The following is a 25,694-nucleotide window of genomic DNA, read 5'->3' on the forward strand; positions in this document are numbered from 1 at the left end:
GGGGGTACCTGCTTTTTTTACGTGGATGGTCGATTAGGACCGCCGAGCTTTTTATCAAGCTGATCTGTACTGTTTTCTTTCCCTTTTGGTTTTTGCTCTTTTGGTGCTGGCTGCTTTTTCATGAAATCTACCTCCTTTGTCCTTAGAATTTACACAATCGGACGCAATCATACAAAGAAGGACAAGCATATGTCGAAAAGGGAGAAATAGCGCTCATCTACACTTAGATTGGCGATTTGCTTCTAGTTTTGTCATGTGTGAAGGAGGGTGTGAAAGAAAAGAGAATGTAACGAGAGACGATAAAGGAGGAATCTGATGATGAGCGAATTTGTATCAAAAGAATCCATTTTGCAGTTATTAGAGGAAATCGAGCGAAAAATTGATGCGGTGGAAGAAGAGCTGTCTCTTGCTGTGAACGAAACAACACGTGCAGCCATAGAAGAGCAAGAGCAAATGATAGACCGGCTTGAATCGGAAGTAAAGGACTGTGAAGTGAAGATTCACGCAGCTGAGTATCAACTGGCGGCAAGACCGGCATACCACGCAGGGTAGCTTTCTATTTGAGCAATAAGTAAACGTTTGATAGGATGGTTCATAGAGGTGAACACTTTGGATAATCAAACATTACTTAAACATACACAAGAGCTGAGAATATGGATCGAAGAGGCGTATGAGCAGTACCAAAAGGGAAAGGCTGAAGAGGAATATCCGGTTTATGATTTTCACACAGAAATTCAGCCAGCCGTTGAGACATTTGATCAGAAAATGGAAGAGTGGCTCACTGCTGCGATCTCGTTTATTCATCTGGCGAAACCTAGATATTTACACGAAGAACAGCTTGAAGCCGTCAAAGAAAATGGGAAAGAGGTTGTCCTGCAATCTTATTTTGGCAAACAGCATGCACCCCGTGTGAAAAATTTAGTTGAGTCAGTGATTTACACACTGAACCTTTTAATAGAAGAAATTAACAAGCGCAGCTGAAGATATCGCTGCGTTTTTCTTATGGCTGCTTTAGGCACATCTTCTGTTTTTCATCATAATATATGAGTGACAAGACTATGTGTTGAGAGCGAGAGGAGCGAGATATATGATCCCTTATTCAAACCAGCAGCCGTATGAATTCAATCCATTCAATCAAGGGCCTTTTCCGTATCCAGAAATGCAGCAGCAGCCTCCGCAGCCTCCAGAATATTTCATGCCGCCACATCAAGGTGGCATGAGCCAGGCATCACCTGCTGTCTATCAGCCGCCTTATGGATACCAAGAAAATGGACCGCCTTATCAGCCGCCCGAAGCGATCAATCAACCCCAGATGCAGCCACCAGGCATGATGCCCATGCAGCAGCCTATGAACCCTTATCCTTTGCCTAGACCGCAAAAACAGCAATCATCTCAATTTAAAAGTGTGCTATCGCAATTCAAAAAAACGAATGGACAATTCGACTTTAACAAAATGTTTGATACAGCTGGGCAAATGATGAGTACGATGAATCAAGTAGGCTCATTAGCGAAAGGATTTACGAGCATTTTTAAAGCATAGTGAAAACCCAATAGAAGGATCTATTGGGCTCTTTGCTTTGGTGCCGTTACACGAAGTGTTTGATCTTTCCACACGCTTTTCATGTTCGTTTCATCTATTTTTGCCGGCATTAAAATGGTTTTTGTAAAGCTCGAATACGAGGAAGTTGTATCCGTTTTGATTGTTTCTTGCACGGATAAGTGTAAATATTGGGCTTTTACTTCTAGCGCGATATCGCCTTCAACAAAATGGTCGGGAAATTGGATTGCGATATACACAAACTGCTCATCCTCTGTCACATCGGTCGTAATCGATGCAAGTGAATGCGATGTGGTCATGAGCGCCTCCGCACTATTTAATATCTCATGAAACGGGGAGGATGCGAAAAATTGTTCAATCGCTTCATAGAGAATATCTTCATTTGCCAGCAATTCATGTTTCTTTTCGCCTTCATGTTCCATTTGAATCACCTCTCATCTACAGCCTATGCAGAAAGGAGTCAGGCGGTTATCAATTGATGAGAGGAAAAAATTATGATTAAATAGTGTTGAATGAAGCAAGGTGTATGAGCGTATCGTTTCATACACGGAATAGATCTAGAAGCAAAGCTTGAAGGGAGCAATTGACATTGCTGAAAAAATTATTCGGTTTCGGGAAAAACCAAGATGATGTAAAGGAAGAAATCATTTATTCTCCAGCTGATGGAGAGTTAATGGATATGACGGATGTACCAGACCCTGTTTTTTCTCAAAAGATGATGGGAGACGGCGTAGCAGTCAAACCAAAAAGTGGTACGATTGTGTCACCAGTAGAGGGTGAAATCATCCAGCTCTTCCATACAAAACATGCAATTGGCATTCGAACACTCTCAGGGCTTGAGCTTCTGATTCATATCGGACTTGAAACAGTGGGATTAAATGGTGAAGGATTTGAAGCGCACATCAAAGAGGGAGATAAAGTGAAGATCGGTGACCCTCTCATTACGTGTGATTTAGAACTGATTGAAGAGAAAGCGTCAAGCACAGTGACACCGATTGTCATTATGAATGGTGACTTGATCGAGCATCTCGAAAAAGAGCCAAAGGGATCTGTTGAAAAACAAACATCTAAGCTTTTTACCGTTAAATTAAAATAATCAGGACAAAAAAACTACCCAATCGCATGAGGGTAGTTTTTTTGCTGACATTAATCTTCCATCGGAACCCAGCCTTGACTCGCTTCCATAACAGACCACAATCCTTCTGGGATCAAATACTGATCTTTTTGGCTTCGTTTAATGACAGTTTCAATCTCGCTTTCTCTGCCTTCTTTAATCTTCTTTGCCCAATCTGGATCGACGATCAGTTCACGTGCGACAGCGATAAGCGGAATTCCTTGGTTATAGGCATTTAGTGCATCTTCGGCTGTAATCACGCTGCCTACGCCGATGAGCGGAAGTGTATCGCCGCAGCGATTCTTTAGCAGCTCCATCCGAGTCTTATCCGTATCTGCACCGCGTCTTGCTTTAGAGTCAATCTCCATTAAAGAGATATGCAAATAATCAAGGTTTTTAGTTTTAAGAACATCGACTAAGGTAAACGTCTCTGTCATCGTTAAACCAGGTGTTTCTGGTTCTTCAGGGGATAATCGATATCCAAAGATAAACGGTTTTGTCGCATGTTTTTCGATTGCCTCTTTCACTGCATCCACAACAGCGATAGGGAAAGCTAGACGCTTTTCTTCATTTCCTCCCCACTGATCTGTCCGCTGATTGCTATGCGGAGAGTAAAATTGCTGTAATAAATAACCGTTTGCACCGTGGATTTCCACGCCGTCAAATCCTGCTTCGACCGCTCGTCTTGCTGCTTCTTTAAAAGAGTCAATGATATGGACAATTTCCTCTTCTTTTAAAGCGCGTGCTATCTGATTTCCATCTTTAAACACATCACTTGGCGCAACCACATCACCATTTGGAACTAAGTGAGGGAGAGCCTGAGAGCCGCCGTGATGAATTTGAATGATGGCTTTTGTTCCCTTTGCCTGAATCGCAGAAGCTAGTTTTTTCAGACCGGGTATATCTTCATCTCTTGCGATAGAAGGCTGTCCTTCAAATGCCTTACCATCTGGAGTCACGTTTGCACATGCTGTGATCACCATGCCCATCTCACTAGATCTAGCTGTAATGAAATCAATTTCCTCTTTAGAAATGGTGCCATCCTCGTGAGAACCGAAGTGTGTCATTGGCGCAACGACTAACCGGCCATTAATAGACGCACCTCCTGGAAACGTAAATGGTTCAAATAAAGGCTTAAATTCGTTTTTCACTCTCATCATCTTCTTCCTTGATAAAATCATTTCACTATAGAAGTGTAATAGATACTGTTACAACACTTCAAAGTATTTGCTCATAAGCTGCGCATCAAAAAATTGCCGCCTAGTCATGCAAACAAATATTCGGTACACTATGTAAGAGAGGTGATGCGATATGAAAAAGAAAACAATGAACGAACTCATAGAAGAATTAAAAAAAGATGAACAGGTAGAACATTGGCATGAAATTGAAGCGAAGCCCGCACAGACCTCTCCAGTGCCTGAAAGAGTGAACGAAAAGCTGAAAAAGGCGCTTGAGAAACGAGGCGTGAGTGAACTCTACATTCATCAAAAGGAAGCCTTTGAACGTGTGATGGACGAGGAGCATGTTGTAACTGTCACACCAACAGCTTCAGGTAAAACACTTTGCTACAATCTGCCTGTCCTTCAGTCGATCGTAGAAGATCAGACAAGCCGCTCCCTTTATTTATTCCCAACAAAAGCGCTCGCACAAGACCAAAAGAGTGAACTTAACGAGATCATCCACGAGATGGATGTTCCGATTCATAGTGAAACATATGATGGGGATACCTCACCCGCCATTCGGCAGCGAGTTAGACAAGCAGGACATATTGTCATCACAAACCCGGATATGCTGCATTCAGCCATTTTGCCTCATCATACGAAATGGGTCAGCTTGTTTGAGAATTTGAAGTATATTGTCATAGACGAGCTTCATACATATCGAGGCGTATTTGGCAGTCATGTAGCCAATGTGATTCGCAGGTTAAAACGAATTTGTGCTTTTTATGGAAGTGATCCGATTTTCATTTGTACGTCCGCAACGATTGCAAATCCAAAAGAGCTTGCGCAGCAGCTAACGGGAAGCAAGATGCATTTGATTGAGCGAAACGGGGCACCTAGCGGTAAAAAGAATTTTGTGTTTTACAACCCGCCAGTTGTGAATAAACCACTAAATATTAGACAAAGTGCTGCCACTGTCGTCAATCAACTGGCTAAAACTTTTTTAAAGGAAAAAATCCAAACGATTGTTTTTGCTAGAAGCAGAGTAAGAGTAGAAGTGATTTTAAGTCATATTCAAGAACTAGTGAAAAAAGAAATCGGTCCAAAATCAATTCGTGGATATCGTGGAGGCTATTTACCAAAAGAGCGGCGCGTGATTGAAAAAGGATTGAGAGAAGGAGACATTCTAGGTGTCGTCAGTACGAACGCACTAGAATTAGGTGTAGACATAGGTCAGCTAAAGGTCTGTATCATGACCGGGTATCCTGGCAGTGTAGCGAGTACATGGCAGCAGGCAGGCCGTGCTGGAAGGCGTCATGAGGAAGCACTCATTATCATGGTGGCAAGCTCCTCACCCCTTGACCAATATATTGTCAGACACCCAGAATATTTCTTTAATAGACCACCTGAAGCTGCCAGAATTAACCCTGAGAACCTCATCATTTTAGTGGATCATTTAAAATGTGCATCCTACGAGCTCCCGTTTCGGGAGGATGAACAGTTTGGCGGCATGGACGTAGAAGAGATTTTGCAATACTTACATGAGGAAGGCGTTCTCCATTTTAGCGGGAACCGGTATTATTGGTCAGATCAATCGTTCCCAGCGCATGGCATCAGCCTCCGGTCTGCAAGCCAGGAAAATGTCGTAATTGTGGATCAATCAGATGTGGCGAATGTTCGGATTATTGGCGAGATGGACCGTTTCAGTGCGATGACGCTTCTTCATGATGAAGCCATTTATTTACACGAAGGGGTTCAGTATCAAGTGGAAAAGCTAGATTACGAGCATCTGAAGGCTTATGTGAAACAAGTAGATGTAGAATACTATACAGATGCGAATTTAGCCGTCCAACTTAAGGTGCTTGAAATCGATCAGACGACAGAGAAGGAAGCTGTATCTGTTCACTACGGTGATGTGACCGTCAACGCAATGCCGACGATTTTTAAAAAAATCCGTCTGAGTACCGGTGAAAATATCGGGTCTGGACCGATTCACTTACCGGAAGAAGAAATTCATACGAGTGCTGCTTGGTTTGAATTACATGAGGCAGAGCTGAGATTTGAAGAGAAAACTCTTGAACAGCTGCTTCTAGGCATTGCAAATGTTCTTCAGCACATTGTACCTGCTTTTGTGATGTGTGACCGTTCTGATATTCATGTGGTTTCACAAATTAAAGCGGCACATACCGGAAAACCGACGGTCTTTTTATATGACCATTACCCTGGCGGAATCGGCTTAAGTAAGGAAGTACAAGCTCGCTTCGATGAAATAGCAGGCGCAGCCATTCAGCTCATTGAGCGGTGCCGCTGTGACAATGGCTGTCCATCCTGCATTGGCATGGAAATGAAAGAGGTCAACGGAAAAAGCAGCATCGTTGAATTGATGTCCGTATTTTAAGGGAAAGGAGGGGACACCTGCTCATGTCTTTAAAAGGGAAATTAAACAGAATGAAAAAGCATCTATCGCACAATCAGACACATGAAAACCGGCAGAAAACATCGGAAGGAATACCTCAGCCTGTGACTTCAGAAAATATCCCATTTTTAAAAGAATGGGAAGCATTAGGTGTGTCTCCTTATCATTTTGAGGAGTCCTTTTGTCTGATTCGCGAAGTTACCTACTCATTAGATCATCAGCATGGGCGCTATTCGTTTGCGGAACTGCCGAAAATCATTGAGCAATGGAACGAAAGCGGCATCCAGCATTCGCTATCGGCTAAAGGGTACGAGCCGCACGAGCTGTTTTTCTTTGATACAGAAACAACAGGATTATCTGGCGGTACGGGAAATATGATCTTCTTGCTTGGACACGCACGTGTCTTTTCGGGCAAAGTGGTGGTGAAACAGCACCTGCTCACCAATCCAGGAAATGAAGCGGCTCTTTACAAAAGCTTTCTGGATGAAGTAAACGTAGAATCGTTAGTTACATATAATGGTAAATCATTCGATTGGCCGCAAGTGAAAACGAGACATACGCTTTTACGAGGTCAAATTCCTGCACTTCCTGAATACGGCCATTTTGATCTTCTGCACGGATCTAGACGATTGTGGAAGCATAAATATGAACGAATGGCGCTATCCGTTGTGGAAAAAGAAGAGCTGCACGTGCAGCGTGAAAACGACACGCCGGGGTTTTTGGCACCGATGATTTATTTTCATTTTTTAAAGGAACAAAACCCGAAGCTGATTGAAGGAATCTTGACTCATAATGAACTAGACGTCTTATCGTTAATCAGCCTCTACATTCACCTATCCAAAAAAATACTATCTGAGGATGCGGTAAAGGAACACAATGAGAAATATGCGCTCGCTAGGTGGCATCTTGCTCATCGTGATGTACAGGAAGCAACGAAGCATTTGCAGGAATTAACGAATGCTGACTTTGAGCATGCGAATCAGGCGTCTTATGATCTTTCCTTGCAATATAAACGACAAAACGAGTGGGATCAAGCGGTTCAAATTTGGGAGAAATTATTTGCATCAAGCGATGTCCATTTAGCATTAAAAGCGGGTATAGAGCTTGCGAAGTATCAAGAACATCGTGAAAAAGATGCAAGATCAGCTCTATCTGTTACTGAATCGTTATTATCTTTTTCTACGTTAAGTCAGCGAGAAACTGAAGAACTTGAAAAGCGAAAAAAACGGCTATTGAGAAAAGCTGGGCAATAAACATTATTGCCCGGGAAAGCGCAAAACATGACAACGTTCGGCTCTCGACCGAAAATGAAAATTGTTTAGCACTTTTATTGTAGAAAAGTCACGAATCCTGTAAAATAACGTTAGATATTGAATGAGGAGCGTAGAGCATGTATAAGGGTCTTTTCTACTTGTTTTTTCTTGTTGTCATTTTGGTCGCTTTTGTGTTTTCAAACTATAAGGATGTTTTCCTTGCAAACTTTTAAAATAGGTTAATGCATTAGTACATGTACACCTCTTAATTCATACATTATTAATGTAAGAAAATTAAGGAGAGGGGAATGCTACATGTACCATCATCATCATTGCCAGCCTAATGTTACACAGCCAATTGTTCATCCGACGAATCATTGCTGTACACACAGTGATTCAACAACAATTGTGCCGCATATCCATCCGCAACATGTGACAAATGTTCACCATCAAAATTTCAAACATGTTCACTACTTCCCGCATACGTTTTCTCAGGTGGACCCGGCAACACATCAACACTTTAACTGCGGTGGACCTTGCTGTAACAGATAAAGTGGAATGGGACTTTTATAAGTCCCTTTTTTTAAAAGCAGGTGAAAAAATGAAAATTATTGCTGTCACAGGGTACAAGCCATTTGAGCTTGGGATATTCAAACAAGACGAGCCTGCACTTCAATACATAAAAGCGGAGCTTCAAAAAAGGCTGACAGCTTTAATTGAAGATGGCCTCGAGTGGGTTCTCATATCAGGCCAGCTTGGTGCAGAAATCTGGACGGCCGAAGTAGTATTTGAGCTTCAAGAGGAGTATCCAGCGTTAAAACTTGCCGTCATTACGCCATTTTATGAACAGGAAGAGCGCTGGAATGAACAAAACAAAGAGTTGTATGAAGGAATTCTTGCACAGGCCGATTTTGTAGAAAGTGTCACGCATAGACCGTATGAAAGTCCGGCACAATTTAAACAAAAGAACCGTTTTTTTATTGAAAAAACAGATGGACTCCTCGCCCTTTATGATCCGGAGCATGATGGCTCGCCAAAGTACATGATCAAAGAAGCGGAAAACTGTACCGATTACCCCATTATGTACATCACAATGGATGATTTGAGAGCGCAAGTTGAGGCGGAAGATCCGTTTTTTGACTAAAAGCAAGAGAAAATTTGACAACGTCACGTATTTCTGAAAAAATATACTATGAATTCACGATATGAGGTGAAAAAGATGCTTGCTGATAAAGTAAAGCTTTCTGCGAAAGAAATTTTAGAAAAAGAATTTAAAACAGGTGTCAGAGGATACAAACAAGAAGAAGTCGATAAATTTTTAGATATGGTCATTAAAGACTATGAGACCTTCAACCAAGAAATCGAAAAGCTTCAACAAGAAAACCTCCATTTGTCAAAACAGCTTGAAGAAGCCGTTGAGCAAGGGAAAAGACAGCCTGCACAGTCTAATACAACAAACTTTGATATTTTAAAAAGACTATCTAACCTTGAGAAACACGTTTTCGGAAGCAAACTTTATGATTGAGCCTTGCTGAAAAAGCTTGTGCCTCATGTCATTGTCGTTTATAATAACGCATGTTGATTAACGTTCGGGTAATCGCTGCAATGCGTTTAGACTTTGCAGAGGAAAGTCCATGCTCGCACGGTGCTGAGATGCCCGTAGTGTTCGTGCCTGGCGAAAAAATAAGCCAGGGCAGCCTGGGAAAGGCTGACGGCAGGAAAAATGCCTACGTCCTTTTAGGATATGGCAAAGTATCCTTGAAAGTGCCACAGTGACGAAGTCTCACTAGAAATGGTGAGAGTGGAACGCGGTAAACCCCTCGAGCGAGAAACCCAAACTTGGTAGGGGAACTTTCTCAAAGGAACCAAACGGAGAGAAGGACAGAGTATTCTGTAGATAGATGATTACCACCTGAGTACGAGGCATTTGCCGTTTGCAGTACAATGGAACAAAACATGGCTTACAGAACGTTATATCCGTTATTATAAACATGATGAAAACAAAGCTCTCCTATTTCAACATATGGAGAGCTTTTATCTTGGAATACATAAAAGGACGAGAAAACAGGTGATAAATCAATGAAAACCTATACACTTATCGCAACGGCTCCAATGGGAATTGAAGCGATTGTTGCAAAAGAAGTAAGAGACCTTGGCTATGAATGCACAGTAGACAACGGAAAAGTGATTTTCGAAGGGGACGCGCTTGCGATTTGCCGTGCGAACCTTTGGCTGCGTACAGCAGACCGAATAAAGGTACAAGTCGCTGAATTTTCGGCAAAAACATTCGATGAGCTGTTTGAACGCACAAAGGCGATTGACTGGGCCGCTTTTTTACCGAAAAACAGCACGTTCCCTGTCATCGGTAAATCTGTGAAATCACAGCTTGCCAGTGTGCCGGATTGTCAGCGTATCGTCAAAAAGGCGATTGCGCAAAAGCTCATCTCCTCTTACAACATACAGTCTGAATGGCTTGAAGAAACAGGACCTGAGTATAAAATTGAGGTTGCCCTTTTAAAAGATAAAGCTGTGCTCACGCTTGATACATCTGGTGTAGGTCTTCATAAACGGGGGTACCGCATGGATCAAGGCGGAGCACCTATTAAAGAAACCCTTGCGGCTGCACTCGTGCTATTAACGAATTGGACACCTGACCGTCCGTTTGTTGATCCTTTCTGCGGATCAGGAACAATCGCTATTGAAGCGGCCATGATTGGACAAAATATTGCCCCAGGATTTAACCGGGATTTTGCATCCGAGTCATGGGATTGGATTGGTGAAGACGTATGGAACAAAGCGCGTCACGAAGTGGAAGAAAAGGCAAACTATGATCAGCCGCTCCACATTATTGCAAGTGATATCGATCACCGGATGATAGACATTGCAAAAATGAATGCGGAAGAAGCTGGACTAAGTGAATTGATTGAGTTTAAACAAATGCAAGTGAAAGACTTTCAAACAAAAGAAGATTACGGTGTGATTGTCGGAAATCCGCCTTATGGAGAACGACTCAGTGATAAACCAGCTGTTGAAAAAATGTATCAAGGAATGGGCGAAGCATTTAAAAGCCTAGACACATGGTCCATTTACATCTTAACGTCACACGAAAAGTTCGAAGAGTGCTTTGGTAGAAAAGCAACGAAAAAGAGAAAACTGTTTAATGGTTTTATTAAAACAGACTATTACCAATATTGGGGAAAACGCCCGCCTAGAAAACAGACAACTGAATCATAAAAAATGGTCACACCTACAGAAGGTGTGGCTTTTTTTATCGCAGAAAGGTATAAACCTTCACGGGACGGAATAAACTGAACTTGATTTTAAAAAAAGAGGTGTCTCCATGATACAATATGATCAATTTCAGTTAATCCAAAAAGCACTCGCTTCGACTGCTCAAGAAATTGAAGGGCAAGAAGGTGGACAATCTGCTCAGCTGACTGCAGCCATCGAAGATTTAGCGCTTGCTCAGGCTTACATAGAGCGATCTGAGCATGCATTTTTAATGAAGGAAACCTACCAACATCGTTTGCGGTCATAAAAAAGATTGTCATTCCCCAGCATAAATGTTACTATAGAATGTCTGAATGATTCAAAAGTTGGGGGTTGAAGCAGGTGACAGCATCTCGTTTGCCTTTTTCATTATCAAAAGAACATAATTTTTACGAAGAACTGGGCAACTGGATTGGTGATGTGTTCTATGACATTTTGCCAGAAAAGGGCTTTGATCTTCGAGATGAACAAATATTCATGGCTTTTCAACTAGAAAGAGCCTTTAAAGAAAAAAGTGTGATGTTTGCCGAAGCTGGGGTAGGCACAGGCAAAACCATCGTTTATCTATTATTTGCGGTCACATATGCAAGGTATACAGGGAAACCTGCGATTATTGCATGTGCAGACGAAACGTTAATTGAACAGCTAGTGAAACAAGAGGGTGATATCTATAAAATTGCCAATCACCTTGATATTCAAATAGATGCGAGATTAAGTAAATCGCATGATCAATATTTATGCTTAAAGAAATTAGAGAAAACCATGCAGCGTGAAGATGATGAGAAGTGGCTCGATATTTATGAAACGCTTCCTTCGTTTGTTCATGAATCACATGGGATGCAGAATTTTTATCCGTATGGTGATCGAAGAGAGTACCCAGAGCTATCCAATGATGAATGGTCACGCATTGGCTATGATTCGTTTCAGGACTGCTTGACGTGCGATATGCGTCATCGCTGTGGTTTGAATTTATCAAGAGATCATTACCGGAAAGCAACAGACCTCATCATCTGTTCTCATGATTTTTATATGGAGCATGTGTGGACGAAGGAATCCCGCAAACGCGAGGGTCAGCTTCCGCTGCTTCCAGAACATAGCTCTGTTGTATTTGATGAAGGGCACCTTCTTGAATTTGCCGCACAAAAAGCACTGACATACCGAGTGAAGCAATCAATGCTCGAAACCTTTTTAGAGCGCCTGCTTCAAAACGATATACGCGAAGAGTTTGCCGAGCTCGTTGAAGATGCACTAGCTACAAACGATGAGTTCTTTTATCTCTTAAAAACACATGCCAAAGAAATCAAGGGCTCACATCGACTTGAAATTGGCCGGGTGGATGAGGTGAAGCGTTCTGCAAGTGAATTGTGTGATTTACTTGAAAAAATCGGAGAAGCACTCGTATTTGAATCAGAGATGTATACAATCGATCAATACGAATTGTCTGTTGTAGAAGAGTACATTGAACAAATGGCGTATTCTCTGTCGCTTTATCAAAAAAATGCGATTAGCTGGCTTGAAAAGCAGGAATTAGATACGACATTTGTTGTGATGCCAAAGACTGTCGCAGAGGTACTTGGTGAAAAGGTATTCTCGCAAAAAAGACCATACATTTTCTCTTCTGCTACATTGTCTGAAAATCAATCCTTTGATTATTTAGCTGAAAGTCTTGGGATAAAAGACTACTTATCAATGAGTGTCGCTTCGCCGTATGATTACGATGAACAAATGAAGATTTATTTCCACGGGATTCAGCAGCTTCAAGAGCAAGAAGTAAAAGGACAGCAAGTGATCACTCAGCTGAAAGATAATGGAGGACGGTCTCTCATTTTGTTCCCTTCATTTGATGAACTTCATTTCTTTAGAAAGCAGCTTGAAGCATCGGATGAATCACTGCCTTTCGACGTGTACTTTGAGGGAGACGAGGAAATCAGTACGATTGTTCAAAAGTTTCAAGCGGATGAGACATCTGTGTTATGCTCTGTTCACCTTTGGGAAGGGCTGGATATTCCAGGACAATCATTAACAAATGTGATCATCTGGGGACTTCCTTACCCGCCTCATGATCCGGTATTTGAGGCGAAACGGAATGAAGCAAAGGATGCTCGTGCTGAAGTCGACCTTCCGTATATGCTGCTGCGCTTACGACAAGGTATTGGAAGACTGATTCGGACAAGCCAAGATGCAGGAACCATTCATATTTACTTTGACCGTAAGGAAGATACAGAGCTTCAAAGTAAAATTGAATCCGTTCTGCCAGTAAAGCCAATCATCACATCTTAAATCATATATAACGAAAAAAGAGAGGAGGATACCATCTGCGTATCCTCCTTTTTCATTGACAAAAGAACATTCCTTGAAGTAGCCTTGAAACGTACATACATATTTTATCGATTGGGGGAACAAACGTATGAGTCTTGAAGCACAAGAGAAAGCGTTTTATCAATTACTAGGAAAAATCGCCCACTATACGGAGGCGCTCCATTTACTTTATTGGGACTCAAGAACACAGGCGCCTAAAAAAAGCGCCGATTTCAGAGCTGAAACGATCGGTCAATTATCAAGTGATATTTTTAATATGAAGACTTCTGATAAAATGAGAGATCTTCTTGATGCATTAAATAAACACCGAGATGAGCTGTCAAAAGATACACAAAAGGCGCTCGAATTATCACAAAAAGAGTATGATGAAAACAGCAAAATTCCGAAAGAAGAATTTAAAGAATACTCGATTTTACAATCAAAAGCAGAGCATGTCTGGGTTGAAGCAAGGGAGAAATCAGACTTTTCACTCTTTGCTCCATACTTAAAACAGCTCATTGATTTTAACAAGCGTTTTATTCAATATTGGGGCGTGAAACAAACGCCATATGATGTGCTGCTCAATAACTATGAGCCAGATATGACGGTTGAACAGCTCGATCAAAAGTTTGGTGCACTTCGTGATGCCATTGTTCCTCTCGTGAAAAAAATCGAAGCCTCTCCTCATAAACCGGATACTTCATTTTTATCGAAAAGCTTTCCGATCGACAAACAAAAGGAACTGAGTCTTTTCTTCTTAAAAGAATTAGGCTATGACTTTGATGCAGGACGTCTGGATACAACGGTTCATCCGTTTGCTGTGACATTGAGCAGAGGGGACGTTCGTGTGACGACCCGTTATGATGAGCATGATTTTCGGATGGCGATCTTTGGCACCATTCATGAGTGTGGTCATGCCATCTATGAGCAAAACATTGATGAGGCGCTGAGCGGAACGTTATTATGTGATGGCACATCAATGGGTATCCATGAATCACAGTCTCTTTTCTTTGAGAATTTTATTGGCAGACATGAAGACTTCTGGAAAACGTATTATCAAAAGCTTCAAGAAGCGTCTCCTGAGCAATTTAAAGATGTCTCTTTAGAAGACTTTGTGCATGCAGTGAATGAATCGAAGCCAACTTATATTCGAATTGAAGCAGATGAGCTTACATACCCGCTTCACATTATCATCCGCTATGAAATTGAAAAAGCGATATTCAATGAAGAAGTGGCGGTTGAAGACCTGCCTGCACTGTGGAATGAAAAATATAAAGCATATCTTGGCATTACGCCTCCTAATAATGCACTCGGCATCTTGCAGGATGTTCACTGGTCTGATGGTAGCTTTGGATATTTCCCTTCATATGCCCTTGGTTATATGTATGCGGCGCAACTAAAGCACCAAATGATCAAAGATTTACCGAATTTTGATGAGCTGATTCAAAACGGGTCTTTTGCACCAATAAAAGAATGGCTCACAACACATGTTCACCAGCATGGAAAACGCAAAAAGCCTTCTGAAATCATTCAAGATGCAACTGGTGAGGAATTAAATGTACAATATTTAATCGATTATTTAACTGATAAATATACGAAACTGTATTTATCTTAAATAAAAGGCACCCTTTGCTCAGAAGGGTGCTTTTTTGATGCTTGAATATTCTAAAAACGAACGTTTTGATCTGATTTATTATTTAAGTTCGGTATTTTTCTAGAAAAGTGCTTTCCAAGCGTCTGAAATCTTGTTATAATTTGAACACTATAACACTCATATAATCGTGTGATGATGGCACGCAAGTTTCTACCGGACACCGATACCGTCCGACTATGAGTGAGCAAATGAAACAGCTCTTGTTTGAGCTGAAGATCCGTGGATCGTTTTCGCATTGCTTGCTCCTCATGGACAGCAATGCTTTTTTTATGTGAAAAATAAAAATGTTTGCCAATATGCTGGGAGGAAGAATGATGGAATTGTTACGTCAAAAAATTGAGAACGAAGGAATCGTTCTGTCAAATCAAGTGTTAAAGGTAGATGCCTTTTTAAATCATCAAATTGATCCTGTCTTAATGCATGAGATCGGGCAAGAGTTTGCTAGATTATTCAAGCATGATGGCATTACAAAAATTATCACAATCGAATCTTCGGGCATTGCACCTGCTGTGATGGCCGGACTAGCTCTTCAAGTACCCGTTGTCTTTGCTCGAAAACGTCAGTCACTCACACTAACAGAAAATCTATTAACAGCGAATGTGTACTCTTTTACAAAAAAAGTAGAAAGCACGATCGCTGTCTCAAATACGCATCTCGGTGAAAAAGATTGTGTATTAATCATTGATGACTTTTTGGCGAACGGTGAAGCCGCTAAAGGACTTGCCGCAATCGCAAAGCAGGCGAAGGCAAAAGTAGCCGGATTTGGCATTGTCATTGAAAAGTCATTTCAGCCAGGAAGAGATGCGCTTGTTCAAATGGGCTACCGCGTCGAATCCCTTGCACGTATTGAATCACTTGAGGAAGGGAAAGTCACGTTTGTACGAGAGGTACAATCATGAGTACAGCTAAAAAAGCCAAAACACTCTCGCTAGGGATTCAGCATGTGCTGGCGATGTACGCAGGTGCCGTTCTTGTACCACTCATTGTGGGAGATGCACTCGGCCTCACACCTGCACAACTGACTTACTTAATCTCAGCAGATATTTTCATGTGCGGGGCTGCCACGCTCCTTCAAGTTTGGAAAAATCGTTTCTTTGGTATCGGTCTGCCTGTGGTATTAGGCTGTACATTTACTGCGGTTTCTCCTATGATTGCGATTGGCTCTAAATACGGGATTTCGTCTATCTATGGAAGTATTATCGCTTCGGGGTGTATCATCATTCTGCTTTCCTTTTTCTTTGGGAAGCTTGTGAAATTTTTCCCGCCTGTCGTGACAGGGTCTGTCGTCACCATTATTGGCATTACCCTTATTCCAGTAGCGATGAACAATATGGCAGGAGGAGAAGGAAGTGCTGATTATGGTTCTTTTGAAAATTTAGGCCTCGCTTTCCTTGTACTGTTTATCATTGTGCTGCTCTATCGATTCACAACAGGCTTTATGAAGGCGATCGCCATTTTAATCGGTATTCTCCTTGGGACAGGCGTCGCTGCTTTTATGGGGAAAGTGGAAACAGCTGAGGTGGCGAACGCTCAAGTTTTTCGCATGATTGAACCATTTTATTTTGGCATGCCTACCTTTGAATTTGCACCGATTATGACGATGACATTAGTTGCGATTGTGTCATTAGTCGAATCAACAGGCGTTTATTTCGCACTAGGTGATTTGACAAATCGGTCATTAAAAGAGAAGGACTTAGCGAAAGGCTATCGCGCAGAAGGGATTGCTGTGTTATTAGGGGGTATCTTTAATGCTTTTCCTTACACAGCCTACTCGCAAAACGTTGGGTTGATCCAGTTGACAGGGGTCAAGAAAAATCAAGTCATCGTTGTGACAGGCGCATTGCTCATGTTATTTGGACTTTTTCCTAAAATTGCTGCATTTACAACGATTATTCCAAAGTCAGTTCTTGGCGGCGCAATGGTTGCCATGTTTGGAATGGTCATTGCCTACGGTATTAAAATGCTCTCGCGTGTGGATTTTGCCAAACAGGAAAACCTGCTGATTGTCGCTTGTTCAGTTGGGATCGGCTTAGGTGTCACCGTTGTGCCGCAAATGTTTGAGCATCTGCCAGAATCAATCAAATTATTAACAAGTAATGGCATCGTGGCCGGCAGCTTTACCGCTATTTTACTTCATATTATTTATCACATGATTCCTTTTAAAAAAGAAACCGGGCAGGACCTGATGGAAGAGCCTAAGCAATCTGTTATGTAACCCCTTCTCTTGGAGAGGGGTTTAGATGATGGACAAAGAGCTAAAATGATCTTTATTTTAGCTCTTTGTCTTCTTTTTAGCTTGATAAAAAACCTTTGCAGTCCTAGGATCCTAGGAAGGAGCGTGTGAGGGTTTGTCTACACGCTGAAAGCCCGCATCTTTTGGATACGGGCTTGTTGTGATTAGCACTATTAATGTTGTACCGGCTGCATTGTTTCGTTAATGACTGCAAATGTATAGCCCCGTGCTTTTAGCTGTGTAATCAGGCTATCTAAATAGTTTGTGGTAGAGGGTTGATCATGCATTAAAATAACTTTTGGTTCCCATGGTTTATTTTTCTCAAACATTTGCAATTGATTCAATACCTCTGGAACATATTGTGAGTTTTTATATCTCCAGTCAAGGCTATCAATCGTCCAATCCCAGTAAATAAAGCCATGTTGGTTTAAACGTACTTTTTGATGATATGTTAAATTTGGAACACTGCCATAGGGTGTTCTCACAAGACGGGCGTAGACGCCTGTAACAGAAGCAAGAATGCGCTGAGCTTCTCTCATTTCATTTGCGGGAGACTCACTGTTCTGATAAAAGAGGTTTATATCATGCGTCATGCCATGAAGCCCCAATTGATGTCCTTCTTGATAAAGTCTTTTCACAGCTGCTTGGTGTGCTTGGATTTGCGGTCCAAGCATGAAGAACGTCGCCTTCACATGATGTGCTTTTAATACATCTAACAGCTGATTTGATGTAGCAGAAGGACCATCATCAAATGTTAAAAAGACCGTTTTATTCGTTGCCTGTTGGTTTGGATTGGTCTTAAAATGTGTATCCAATGTTCTTGTAGACTGATCTTTTGCTTCCAGACTGATGCTTGTGTCACGGAAGTCACTGCTGGCAACATTTTTTGCTTGCCCGTTTGTCGCCTGCAAATGGGCTTTAGACATATCCCAGATAAAAAAAAGAAACAGTGTAAGAAGCACTAAACCAATTACCTTCGAGAGAAGTACCGTGTTGTAGGGTGTCTTTTTTTGGGGAACCTTTTTCATTACAATCACTCCAGTCAATTAAATTTTGAGCCAAATCATGTAGTAGATTCTGTCTTTTTTCACTGTTTTTCTTGGTGATCATATTGATTAAGTATATAGTGGAAAAAATCCTTTTAATATAGAAAATTCAAATAAATTAGGAATTTATGGTTATTTTTTTGTGTTGATCAGCAAAAAAAGGTGATCCATTCATGTTTAAATGAAATCATTCTGAATAATGATCGAAACGTTAATATTGATACGCTAAGATAGCATCAGATTTAACCATAAATGCGAAGCGAAGGGGAGATTCCGTATGAAAGTGTTGTATAAGTAAAGGGGGGGCTACGGTCTGAACACTTCTCTTTTAGAGGTGTTTTTTTGCATAAAAAAAGCAGGTTCGCTTGGCTTGGAACGAACCTGTGAAGGAGGAAAACTACATCATGTTTTCATTTATATTATCCAATATTTATCAATTGTCGTCAAGACAAAAAGTTAGACGGGGGAAAATGTTTTGACTGAATTGTGACGATTTGGCATGTATATCCTTTTTTCGATAGGGGATATTATCCGAAAAAAGAGGTGAAGCCGATGGCGTACATTCTTTCAGTTGGAACGAGTCACCCGAAGCATCATGTAGATCAGAAAATAGCTGCCGAATTTGCAAGGTCTCAATTTAAACGATCGTTTAAAGACATTGACCGGCTGCTGAGAGCTTTTCAAAATGGAGAAATTAAGAGCAGGCAGTTTGTGCAGCCCATTGAATGGTATCAAACGCACCACTCTTTTGAAGAGAAAAACAATATCTATTTGGAAAAAGCCTTGACTCATGCAAAAGAAGCGATCATACATTGTCTTCAAGAGAAGACGTTTCTGAAAAAACCAGTCCCGGTTGAAGAGATCGATGCATTGTTTTTTATTTCAAGTACCGGCTTATCGACCCCAAGTCTTGATGCAAAGCTTATGAACGTCCTTCCTTTTTCTCCGTATACAAAACGAGTACCGATCTGGGGCCTAGGGTGTGGGGGCGGTGCGGCAGGGCTGTCTCGGGCTTATGAATACATAAGGGCATTTCCAGAAGCAAAGGTACTTGTCGTTGCCTGTGAGCTGTGCAGTTTAACTTTTCAGCCGCAAGATCAATCAAAAAGCAATTTAATCGGCACCTCCTTATTTGGAGACGGGACGGCAGCGGTTCTTTTAACTGGAGAAAAAGCTGCGCTTGAATATGCCCATTTAAAAACAATCCCTAAAGTACTAAGCACGCAATCCGTCACAATGAAGGATTCTGAGGATGTCATGGGCTGGGATTTTACAAGTGACGGCTTTCGGGTTATTTTCTCCCGTGACATTCCGTCGATGATTTCCGGCTGGTTAAAAGAGCAGGTGGATCAATTTTTAGAGGAGCATGGATATTCAACTAAAAACTTGTCCGTTTTTTTAGCCCATCCTGGAGGAAAAAAAGTGATTGATGCCTATGTTGAAAGTCTATCTTTACAAGAGGATCAGCTGTTTTCCTCAAAAGAAGTGCTCAAACAACACGGAAATATGTCCTCTGCCACAGTTTTGTATGTCATCAAGCATTTCCTTGAACATCAATCTGCTGAAGCGGGGGAGATGGGACTTTGCGGGGCGCTTGGTCCGGGCTTTTCCTCAGAGCTGCTGCTTATGAAATGGGAGGAGGTCTTGTCGTGATCATTTGGCTTTTCATCGGTTTTTTCGTTTGTCAGAGGCTCATTGAAATGCTTGTTGCCAAAAGAAATGAAAAGAAAGTAAAAGCACTAGGTGCCATTGAATTTGGTGCTAGTCATTATCCTTATATGGTCGCTATGCATACGGCTTTTTTTCTCTCACTGATAGTTGAGATAACGCTTTTACATAAAGGGCCATCCCAGTATTTTCTTGTACTGCTCCTTTTGCTGATGGCTACACAGATCATTCGGTACTGGGCTTTATGCTCCCTAGGGACGTACTGGAATACAAAGATTTTAGTCGTTCCAAACGCAACGATTATAAAAAAAGGGCCGTATCGCTGGTTGAAACACCCTAACTATGTCGTCGTGGCAATTGAGCTTATACTGATCCCGCTATTGTTTGATGCATATGTCACTGGCATTTTGTTTACATGTTTAAATGCATGGATGATGGCTGTACGAATTCAAACAGAGGAGAAAGCATTAAATCAGTATTTGCTAAATTAATATTGAAAATCATTATCAATTGTGCTACACTTTCATTAATGATAAGCATTCTCAATCATGAAGGATGGACGGTGATCACATGACAATGATTTTCTTACTCGGTACGGTGTGTGTATACAGCCTATTAATTGGCTTCGTATTAAAAGGTGTCTCCAAAAAATCTGCTTCCTGATTCCAGTCAACTGCGACTGATCGGGCAGCAGATTTTTTTATTTCCCCAGATCAGAAGAAAAATCTCTTTATTTTGTGTAAAATGGTATCACATACATAACTGACTTTTCTAAAAACAAAGGGGTTTATCGTCATGAAAGACTTGTCTATTCGAGATTCGCTCGTTCAAACTACAGGAGCTTTATATCAAAGCTTTCTCAAAAGGGATGATTATGAGCGCGCAGCCAAACTTGCATCGATTATCAAAAAGGAAGCAGAAGAAGAAGTATATATCGCATTTACCGGCCATTATTCTGCTGGAAAGTCATCACTTGTAAATTATCTGCTTCATGATCACATTTTGCCAACGAGCCCAATCCCAACAAGTGCAAACTTGGTCGTCGTGAGGAAAGGCGAAAGTGAAGTCCAGCTTCATACCTCTGATGGCCGATTTGCAAAAATGAGCGGCTCTTATGATAAAGAAGCAGTACAGCGTTTCTGTAAGGACGGAGAACAGATTGAAATGGTGGAAATTAGCGGTGACTATAGAGGACTGGAAGAAAAGGTGGCACTGATTGATACGCCCGGAATTGATTCGACGGATCATGCCCACTTTTTATCTGCTGCGTCTATTCTTCATCAAGCAGATGCTCTTTTTTATGTCGTTCACTACAACCATGTTCATTCGGAGGAAAACATTCGTTTCATTCGCTCCATTAAAGAGAAAGTGCCAAATCTTTATTTTATCGTAAACCAAGTCGACCGGCATGATGAGCATGAGACAGCGTTTGAAGACTACAAAAATCAAGTAGTTGATATGCTTCAAAAAGAAGGCATTGAAGAAGAACATCTATACTTTACATCTGTAACCGATGAGACCCATCCAAGAAATGAAATGATTCGTTTAGTCAAAAAACTGCAAGAATTACAGACATTGCCGAAGGCCTCACTTCGGGCTTATACGGAGCAGAAAATTGAGCATGTCCTAAAAGAACACATTGACTCGTTAAAAGAAGACCTGCAAGGTGAGGAGCTTGAGTCACAGCTCGAAGAAAAAAGAAAAGAAGTAAATGAATTGGAAGCGAAAAATCACTTCATTGAAAATGGGGCCAAACAGTTAGAAGAAGAAGTATCTGCTGAAGTCGAGAGCATTTTGAAAAATGCCAACCTCACTCCATTTAAAATGAGAGAACTCGCAAGCGGCTATATTGAATCAAAAGCACCTGGCTTTAAAGTGGGACTGCTTTTTGCTAAAAATAAAACTGAGCAGGAAAAAGAAAAACGCGCAAATGACTTCTTAACAGATGTCAAAACGAGAATGAAGGCAGAAGTGGACTGGCATATTGCTGAGCTACTAAAAAAAGAAGTCAAGAAACATCAACTTGGTGAAGAATTATTAAATCAAGTGATGGCGTTTGAAACGCCTGTACAAGAATCACTTCTTGAAAGTGTGATTCATCATGGAGCAACGTTCTCTAATGAATACGTACTGCAATATGCAAAAGATGCTGGCGAAGCCTTGAGAAGAAAGGCTAAGCAGCAAGTGATGCCACTGATTGAACAAATGGTGGAGTCGCTGAAAGCCAAGCTGATGGAAGATAAAGCAGAACAGCAAGAAAAATGGGCTCAGTCAGCAAAAGAGCTCCAAACACTCGAGCAGTGCACCAGAAAAAATGAACAAATGAAGCGAGATATTTTGCATGTATGGGATATATGGCAAAATGGAACGGATGAAAAGATCGAAGAAGATTGGTTTTATGCGAAAAAGAGACAAATGCAGCATGACCAGCTAAAGCAGGATCAAGCGACCATTCATCCTGAAGAGAGCGACCAAGATAAACCGAACAAGCAGATAGAGCAACCTCAAATGCGTCAGTCACAGCATGTCACGACGGCACAGTCGATTGCCCAATTTGAGCAGCTTTCTCAGATTTTATTGCCATTAGATGCGCTCCAATCTCAAAGGAAGTCCTTTGAAAAACGAACAAAACGGCTGCAAGCGAAAGAATTCACACTCGCTTTATTTGGGGCTTTTAGTTCGGGGAAATCTTCTTTTGCAAATGCTCTCGTCGGGAGAAAGGTGCTGCCATCCTCTCCCACACCAACAACGGCAACCATTAATAAGCTGACGCGGCCGGCAGAAGGTCATCCGCATGAAAGTGTCAAAGTGGTGTTCAAAACAGAACAGGATATATTAGAGGAGCTCAATCAGATCCTAGGATTTCCGATCTCAGAAGAAAAGGGAGAGACGTTTACATCCAAGCTCGAACGAGCCCTGAAAAAAAGACAGCTTGAACAAGATCATCGCGTTATTGTTGAACATTTTTTACAGGCACATACTCGTTTCCTTCATCACATTACGAAGCAAACGCCGCTTCATGTCACCCTTCAAGAACTGAGGCCATACGTGGCGGAAGAAGCTGTTTCTTGTGTGGTGAAAGAAGTGACGGTTTATTTGAGTACACCTCTAACAGATAAAGGGCTGACTATTGTTGATACGCCAGGCGCCAGTAGTATGAATAAGCGTCATACAGAGATTGCTTTTCAATATATGAAGGACGCAGATGCGCTTCTTTATTTAACTTACTACCAGCACTCTTTTTCGAAGGCAGATCGGTCATTTTTACGTAAGCTTGGGCTTGTAAAAGATTCATTTAGCATGGATAAAATGTTCTTTATTATCAATGCAGCTGATCTCGCAAAGGATCAAGAAGAGCTTGACACCGTCTTTGACTATGTAAAAAGTGAGCTCACAAAAGAAGGCATAAGAAACCCAAACCTTCATCATGTCTCCAGTAAGGAAGAGATCGAAGGAAAGGGAGAGACAGCTTATAATCAATACGCAAAGCTTAGAAAGCAGCTCGACTATTTTATTGAGGAAGAATTAACGAAAGATGCGATCGAGCTGTTATATTTTGAAGCCGGTACATTATGTAGAACAGTCGACAAACTGCATGCGACGCTGCATCAGTCAGAAGATGAGAAGCAAGTGGAAAAGAAAAAGATAGATGCATCCTATGGAGCGATTCTTGATCAAATGAGCCATATAAAACAATCTAAGCTAGTGACAGAAAGCGTAAAAAAGGACTTACATGAACAGCTCTATCATATTGTGCAGCGCCTATCACTATTTGCGAATGATCTGTTAAAGACAGCCTTTTATCCTGGAATATCTCAAGGGAATTTCGGACAGCAATTGAAAAAAGCACTTGAGAAGGCGCTAAAGGATTATGAATTTGAATTTATACAGGAGTTAAAGGCGCTTGATATTCGGATGGAATCGTTTATTCATAAATACTTCCAAGAGGAGTGGGAGAAAGGATTGCAGAAGGCATGTGCAGAAGACCCTTACTTTTCTCTCTCGCTGTCGCCGCCAGAAGAGAAAAATGCTGAACTAAAACAAATTGAAGTCGAAGCTGAACTAACACCATTCGAACCGCTCTTAAAGAAACAAAAATCAGCGAAAGTTTTCTTTGAACAGAATGGTAAGGCTGCGTTTATTGAAGCGATTCGAGACATTCTTCATCAGTTAACCATGAAATGGGCAGATAAAGAAAAAGAAGAATTACTGAGCAGGTACGATATGATGGTGAAGACCTTTACGGAAAGATATGAAACAGAAGCGCTCGAGCAGCTAAGTGAACAAAAACAAACATTTATCATGAGCCTAACAACAGATCCCAAAGAGCAGGCCGTTATTGAACAAGTTTATGAACAAACAAATGAGTGGAAGAACCAGTTGAAAACCATTTGATTCATGGTAGACTAAATAAAAAAGAAAGCAGTTGATACAAAATGACGAGCGTACACGAAGAGATTTCCGCACACTCACAAAAGCAGCATGCTCATATCCAGTCCTTTCTTGAGCTTGAACATAAAAGAGAACAAGCAATAGAGAGGGCTGTTGTCAAATGTGAGCAAAACGAGTCATTTACAACAGACGAGATCAACGCCATTACGTCGAAGATGAATGAGCTTGCACGAGGCGGTATTGTTCCATTGCGAAAGCTTGTGACGAATGATATGGTCAGGGAGTATGTCGAGCGCAAACAGAAGTAAAGAGTAACATTCTCTTTTTTGGTCATCTTAATGAATGTACCGAGAAAGGGGAATGATCATGAAAAAAAAGCAACAGACAAAGCAGCAGGATGAGCGTGACCCTAAACAAAAAGACATGCCGTCCTATGCAGAAGCAGAATCGAAAAAAATGCAATATGGTCAAAAGTAAACAGGCTGCCTCTTCTTTTCCAAAAGAAGAAGGCGCCTTTTTTATGTCTAGTTTTGCGTTCTGTGATAGAATAGGAGTATTGTTTTGAAAAGGGAGTTTATAAGAATGAGTAAACACGTACTGCTTGTAGATGGAATGGCGCTTTTGTTCAGAGCGTTTTATGCGACGGCTGTCCATCGCAATTTTATGATAAATGACCACGGTGTGCCAACAAATGGAGTGAATGGCTATTTGAAGCACTTATTAACAGCTGTACAGACATTTGAGCCAACTCATATTGTGTGCTGCTGGGATATGGGGAGTCAAACCTATCGAAACGAATTGTTTCAAGATTATAAAGCAAATCGTGGAGAGGCGCCTGTCGAGCTCATTCCGCAATTCGATTTAGCGAAAGAAGCGACAGAAGAACTAGGAATTGTGAACATTGGTTTAAAGGGCTTTGAAGCAGATGATTGCATTGGTACTCTTGCTGCGCTTTACCAAAAAGAAGCACGCGTGACTGTCCTCACTGGCGACAAAGATTTACTGCAAATTTTAAATGAACAAGTGACTGTTGCTTTGATGCAAAAAGGAATTGGCAATTATAAGCATTATACAAAAGCTTTATTTGAAGAAGAAATGGGAATCTCACCAAAGGCACTCATTGATATGAAAGCACTCATGGGTGATGCAAGTGATAATTATCCAGGTGTCAAAGGAATCGGAGAAAAAACGGCTTTGAAATTTATTCAAACATATGAAACGATTGATGGTTTGTTAGAAAATGTCCATGAACTAACGGCTGCACAGCAAAAGAAAATGCAAGCAGGATTAGAAGATTTGAAACTTTCTCGTCTATTGGCAGAGATCAAATGTGATGTCCCGCTCAGCTGTCCAATGGATGAGGCGAAAATGAACATCAATCAAGAACGAGCTGCTGCTATGCTAAGGCACCATCAAATCAAAGGAATCGAACCGATGATGAATCGTTTAAATACAATAGAGATCAGCTAAAGCCGATCTCTTAGGTTTATCTTTTTGTATTGCTTTTCTTCGCTCTATTTTCCAGCTGAGATAGTGGCTGTTTATCTTTTGTTTGCGCATCACCTTGTGGGGTTGTCCCATTTGTGACACGACCTTTATTTTCTTTATCCAATCAGTATCACCTCACACACA

At 41.3% G+C, this 25,694-nt stretch carries 26 protein-coding genes, 1 other RNA gene and 1 riboswitch; of the genes, 22 read left to right on the forward strand and 5 right to left on the reverse strand.

Annotated features, from left to right (window positions below):
* Window positions 1-17: 17 nt before the first annotated feature.
* Window positions 18-122 carry an acid-soluble spore protein SspM gene (gene sspM, locus SB660_RS14495; protein ID WP_012010346.1) on the reverse strand — a complete coding sequence of 35 codons (105 nt, stop codon included), beginning with the start codon at window positions 120-122 and terminating at the stop codon, window positions 18-20.
* A 196-nt stretch (window positions 123-318) separates the two neighbouring features.
* On the opposite strand from sspM, the gene SB660_RS14500 reads away from it, so the two are divergent.
* The 3 genes from SB660_RS14500 (at window position 319) to SB660_RS14510 (ending at window position 1,540) form a co-directional block, all read left to right on the forward strand.
* Window positions 319-552 carry a DUF5446 family protein gene (locus tag SB660_RS14500; RefSeq protein WP_223251159.1) on the forward strand — a complete coding sequence of 78 codons (234 nt, stop codon included), beginning with the start codon at window positions 319-321 and terminating at the stop codon, window positions 550-552.
* A gap of 57 nt (window positions 553-609) precedes the next feature.
* Window positions 610-981: a YppE family protein gene (locus SB660_RS14505; protein WP_169057111.1), complete on the forward strand. Its 372-nt coding sequence runs from the start codon at window positions 610-612 to the stop codon at window positions 979-981.
* 106 nt (window positions 982-1,087) lie between these two features.
* Complete coding sequence (locus SB660_RS14510; RefSeq protein ID WP_058014840.1) at window positions 1,088-1,540, forward strand: YppG family protein; 453 nt, start codon at window positions 1,088-1,090, stop codon at window positions 1,538-1,540.
* Window positions 1,541-1,560: 20 nt separating this feature from the next.
* On the opposite strand, the gene SB660_RS14515 is transcribed toward SB660_RS14510, so the two are convergent.
* A complete protein-coding gene (locus SB660_RS14515) occupies window positions 1,561-1,980 on the reverse strand; it encodes an Hsp20/alpha crystallin family protein (protein WP_003215994.1) in 420 nt (139 codons plus the stop codon).
* Window positions 1,981-2,147: 167 nt separating this feature from the next.
* Between SB660_RS14515 and SB660_RS14520 the strand changes: the two genes are divergently transcribed.
* Window positions 2,148-2,654: a PTS sugar transporter subunit IIA gene (locus tag SB660_RS14520; RefSeq protein WP_144462821.1), complete on the forward strand. Its 507-nt coding sequence runs from the start codon at window positions 2,148-2,150 to the stop codon at window positions 2,652-2,654.
* Window positions 2,655-2,704: 50 nt separating this feature from the next.
* Here the strand turns inward: SB660_RS14520 and SB660_RS14525 are convergent, their stop codons facing one another.
* A complete protein-coding gene (locus SB660_RS14525) occupies window positions 2,705-3,823 on the reverse strand; it encodes an NADH-dependent flavin oxidoreductase (protein ID WP_235567057.1) in 1,119 nt (372 codons plus the stop codon).
* 160 nt (window positions 3,824-3,983) lie between these two features.
* On the opposite strand from SB660_RS14525, the gene SB660_RS14530 reads away from it, so the two are divergent.
* From SB660_RS14530 to pbuX, 12 genes are all read left to right on the forward strand, one after another.
* Window positions 3,984-6,230 (forward strand): DEAD/DEAH box helicase, encoded by a 2,247-nt coding sequence (locus SB660_RS14530; protein ID WP_339162883.1) that lies wholly within the window; start codon window positions 3,984-3,986, stop codon window positions 6,228-6,230.
* Between the two features lie 23 nt (window positions 6,231-6,253).
* Window positions 6,254-7,501 (forward strand): ribonuclease H-like domain-containing protein, encoded by a 1,248-nt coding sequence (locus SB660_RS14535; protein WP_339162880.1) that lies wholly within the window; start codon window positions 6,254-6,256, stop codon window positions 7,499-7,501.
* 315 nt (window positions 7,502-7,816) lie between these two features.
* A complete protein-coding gene (gene cotD, locus SB660_RS14540; protein ID WP_080984739.1) occupies window positions 7,817-8,053 on the forward strand; it encodes a spore coat protein CotD in 237 nt (78 codons plus the stop codon).
* A gap of 49 nt (window positions 8,054-8,102) precedes the next feature.
* Window positions 8,103-8,645 (forward strand): SLOG family protein, encoded by a 543-nt coding sequence (locus SB660_RS14545; RefSeq protein ID WP_313956009.1) that lies wholly within the window; start codon window positions 8,103-8,105, stop codon window positions 8,643-8,645.
* A 75-nt stretch (window positions 8,646-8,720) separates the two neighbouring features.
* Window positions 8,721-9,026, forward strand: coding sequence for a cell division regulator GpsB (gpsB, locus tag SB660_RS14550; RefSeq protein ID WP_012010336.1), 306 nt, complete (start codon window positions 8,721-8,723; stop codon window positions 9,024-9,026).
* A gap of 60 nt (window positions 9,027-9,086) precedes the next feature.
* Window positions 9,087-9,470: RNase P RNA component class B (gene rnpB / locus SB660_RS14555), an RNA gene on the forward strand.
* A gap of 110 nt (window positions 9,471-9,580) precedes the next feature.
* A complete protein-coding gene (locus SB660_RS14560; RefSeq protein WP_339162876.1) occupies window positions 9,581-10,735 on the forward strand; it encodes a THUMP domain-containing class I SAM-dependent RNA methyltransferase in 1,155 nt (384 codons plus the stop codon).
* Window positions 10,736-10,841: 106 nt separating this feature from the next.
* On the forward strand, window positions 10,842-11,039 hold the full coding sequence (locus SB660_RS14565) for a hypothetical protein (RefSeq protein ID WP_003215966.1): 198 nt from the start codon (window positions 10,842-10,844) through the stop codon (window positions 11,037-11,039).
* A gap of 74 nt (window positions 11,040-11,113) precedes the next feature.
* Complete coding sequence (locus SB660_RS14570; protein WP_410583088.1) at window positions 11,114-13,051, forward strand: ATP-dependent DNA helicase; 1,938 nt, start codon at window positions 11,114-11,116, stop codon at window positions 13,049-13,051.
* Between the two features lie 127 nt (window positions 13,052-13,178).
* Window positions 13,179-14,684, forward strand: a complete 1,506-nt coding sequence (locus SB660_RS14575; protein WP_410583090.1) for a carboxypeptidase M32 — start codon at window positions 13,179-13,181, stop codon at window positions 14,682-14,684.
* A gap of 136 nt (window positions 14,685-14,820) precedes the next feature.
* Window positions 14,821-14,920, forward strand: a riboswitch (purine riboswitch).
* A gap of 117 nt (window positions 14,921-15,037) precedes the next feature.
* Complete coding sequence (xpt, locus tag SB660_RS14580; protein ID WP_144462829.1) at window positions 15,038-15,622, forward strand: xanthine phosphoribosyltransferase; 585 nt, start codon at window positions 15,038-15,040, stop codon at window positions 15,620-15,622.
* Window positions 15,619-16,938 carry a xanthine permease PbuX gene (gene pbuX, locus SB660_RS14585; protein ID WP_144462831.1) on the forward strand — a complete coding sequence of 440 codons (1,320 nt, stop codon included), beginning with the start codon at window positions 15,619-15,621 and terminating at the stop codon, window positions 16,936-16,938. Before xpt ends, pbuX begins: the two co-directional genes overlap by 4 nt.
* A gap of 191 nt (window positions 16,939-17,129) precedes the next feature.
* Here the strand turns inward: pbuX and SB660_RS14590 are convergent, their stop codons facing one another.
* The gene (locus SB660_RS14590) at window positions 17,130-17,984 is read right to left on the reverse strand and encodes a polysaccharide deacetylase family protein (protein WP_410583092.1); all 855 of its coding nucleotides are present in this window, start codon (window positions 17,982-17,984) and stop codon (window positions 17,130-17,132) included.
* Between the two features lie 570 nt (window positions 17,985-18,554).
* On the opposite strand from SB660_RS14590, the gene SB660_RS14595 reads away from it, so the two are divergent.
* The 6 genes from SB660_RS14595 to SB660_RS14620 all read left to right on the forward strand — a co-directional run bounded on the left by SB660_RS14595 (window position 18,555) and on the right by SB660_RS14620 (window position 25,532).
* Complete coding sequence (locus SB660_RS14595) at window positions 18,555-19,655, forward strand: type III polyketide synthase (RefSeq protein WP_410583094.1); 1,101 nt, start codon at window positions 18,555-18,557, stop codon at window positions 19,653-19,655.
* Window positions 19,652-20,161 carry an isoprenylcysteine carboxyl methyltransferase family protein gene (locus SB660_RS14600; protein WP_410583096.1) on the forward strand — a complete coding sequence of 170 codons (510 nt, stop codon included), beginning with the start codon at window positions 19,652-19,654 and terminating at the stop codon, window positions 20,159-20,161. Before SB660_RS14595 ends, SB660_RS14600 begins: the two co-directional genes overlap by 4 nt.
* Window positions 20,162-20,246: 85 nt before the next feature.
* On the forward strand, window positions 20,247-20,333 hold the full coding sequence (locus tag SB660_RS14605; RefSeq protein WP_223251174.1) for a Fur-regulated basic protein FbpC: 87 nt from the start codon (window positions 20,247-20,249) through the stop codon (window positions 20,331-20,333).
* Window positions 20,334-20,465: 132 nt separating this feature from the next.
* Entirely contained in the window at window positions 20,466-24,065 is a 3,600-nt protein-coding gene (gene dynA, locus SB660_RS14610; protein ID WP_410583098.1) for a dynamin GTPase, read from the forward strand.
* Window positions 24,066-24,106: 41 nt separating this feature from the next.
* Window positions 24,107-24,370, forward strand: a complete 264-nt coding sequence (locus tag SB660_RS14615; RefSeq protein WP_058014851.1) for a YpbS family protein — start codon at window positions 24,107-24,109, stop codon at window positions 24,368-24,370.
* Window positions 24,371-24,644: 274 nt separating this feature from the next.
* On the forward strand, window positions 24,645-25,532 hold the full coding sequence (locus SB660_RS14620) for a 5'-3' exonuclease (protein ID WP_058014852.1): 888 nt from the start codon (window positions 24,645-24,647) through the stop codon (window positions 25,530-25,532).
* Window positions 25,533-25,548: 16 nt separating this feature from the next.
* Here the strand turns inward: SB660_RS14620 and SB660_RS14625 are convergent, their stop codons facing one another.
* A complete protein-coding gene (locus SB660_RS14625) occupies window positions 25,549-25,674 on the reverse strand; it encodes a hypothetical protein (RefSeq protein WP_003215584.1) in 126 nt (41 codons plus the stop codon).
* Window positions 25,675-25,694: the final 20 nt, after the last annotated feature.

The sequence above is a fragment of the Bacillus sp. SIMBA_005 genome (assembly GCF_046535585.1).
Taxonomy (GTDB): Bacteria; Bacillota; Bacilli; order Bacillales; family Bacillaceae; genus Bacillus; species Bacillus pumilus.

What these genes read in the sequence shown, in the direction of transcription:
- pbuX (WP_144462831.1), top strand. Translation starts at nt 15,619, where the DNA reads ATGAGTACAGCTAAAAAAGCCAAAACACTCTCGCTAGGGATTCAGCAT.
- SB660_RS14545 (WP_313956009.1), top strand. Translation starts at nt 8,103, where the DNA reads ATGAAAATTATTGCTGTCACAGGGTACAAGCCATTTGAGCTTGGGATA.
- SB660_RS14510 (WP_058014840.1), top strand. Translation starts at nt 1,088, where the DNA reads ATGATCCCTTATTCAAACCAGCAGCCGTATGAATTCAATCCATTCAAT.
- SB660_RS14575 (WP_410583090.1), top strand. Translation starts at nt 13,179, where the DNA reads ATGAGTCTTGAAGCACAAGAGAAAGCGTTTTATCAATTACTAGGAAAA.
- SB660_RS14500 (WP_223251159.1), top strand. Translation starts at nt 319, where the DNA reads ATGAGCGAATTTGTATCAAAAGAATCCATTTTGCAGTTATTAGAGGAA.
- SB660_RS14535 (WP_339162880.1), top strand. Translation starts at nt 6,254, where the DNA reads ATGTCTTTAAAAGGGAAATTAAACAGAATGAAAAAGCATCTATCGCAC.
- SB660_RS14590 (WP_410583092.1), bottom strand. Translation starts at nt 17,984, where the DNA reads ATGAAAAAGGTTCCCCAAAAAAAGACACCCTACAACACGGTACTTCTC.
- sspM (WP_012010346.1), bottom strand. Translation starts at nt 122, where the DNA reads ATGAAAAAGCAGCCAGCACCAAAAGAGCAAAAACCAAAAGGGAAAGAA.
- dynA (WP_410583098.1), top strand. Translation starts at nt 20,466, where the DNA reads ATGAAAGACTTGTCTATTCGAGATTCGCTCGTTCAAACTACAGGAGCT.
- SB660_RS14605 (WP_223251174.1), top strand. Translation starts at nt 20,247, where the DNA reads ATGATTTTCTTACTCGGTACGGTGTGTGTATACAGCCTATTAATTGGC.
- SB660_RS14615 (WP_058014851.1), top strand. Translation starts at nt 24,107, where the DNA reads ATGACGAGCGTACACGAAGAGATTTCCGCACACTCACAAAAGCAGCAT.
- SB660_RS14515 (WP_003215994.1), bottom strand. Translation starts at nt 1,980, where the DNA reads ATGGAACATGAAGGCGAAAAGAAACATGAATTGCTGGCAAATGAAGAT.
- SB660_RS14595 (WP_410583094.1), top strand. Translation starts at nt 18,555, where the DNA reads ATGGCGTACATTCTTTCAGTTGGAACGAGTCACCCGAAGCATCATGTA.
- cotD (WP_080984739.1), top strand. Translation starts at nt 7,817, where the DNA reads ATGTACCATCATCATCATTGCCAGCCTAATGTTACACAGCCAATTGTT.
- SB660_RS14620 (WP_058014852.1), top strand. Translation starts at nt 24,645, where the DNA reads ATGAGTAAACACGTACTGCTTGTAGATGGAATGGCGCTTTTGTTCAGA.
- SB660_RS14530 (WP_339162883.1), top strand. Translation starts at nt 3,984, where the DNA reads ATGAAAAAGAAAACAATGAACGAACTCATAGAAGAATTAAAAAAAGAT.
- xpt (WP_144462829.1), top strand. Translation starts at nt 15,038, where the DNA reads ATGGAATTGTTACGTCAAAAAATTGAGAACGAAGGAATCGTTCTGTCA.
- SB660_RS14560 (WP_339162876.1), top strand. Translation starts at nt 9,581, where the DNA reads ATGAAAACCTATACACTTATCGCAACGGCTCCAATGGGAATTGAAGCG.
- gpsB (WP_012010336.1), top strand. Translation starts at nt 8,721, where the DNA reads ATGCTTGCTGATAAAGTAAAGCTTTCTGCGAAAGAAATTTTAGAAAAA.
- SB660_RS14565 (WP_003215966.1), top strand. Translation starts at nt 10,842, where the DNA reads ATGATACAATATGATCAATTTCAGTTAATCCAAAAAGCACTCGCTTCG.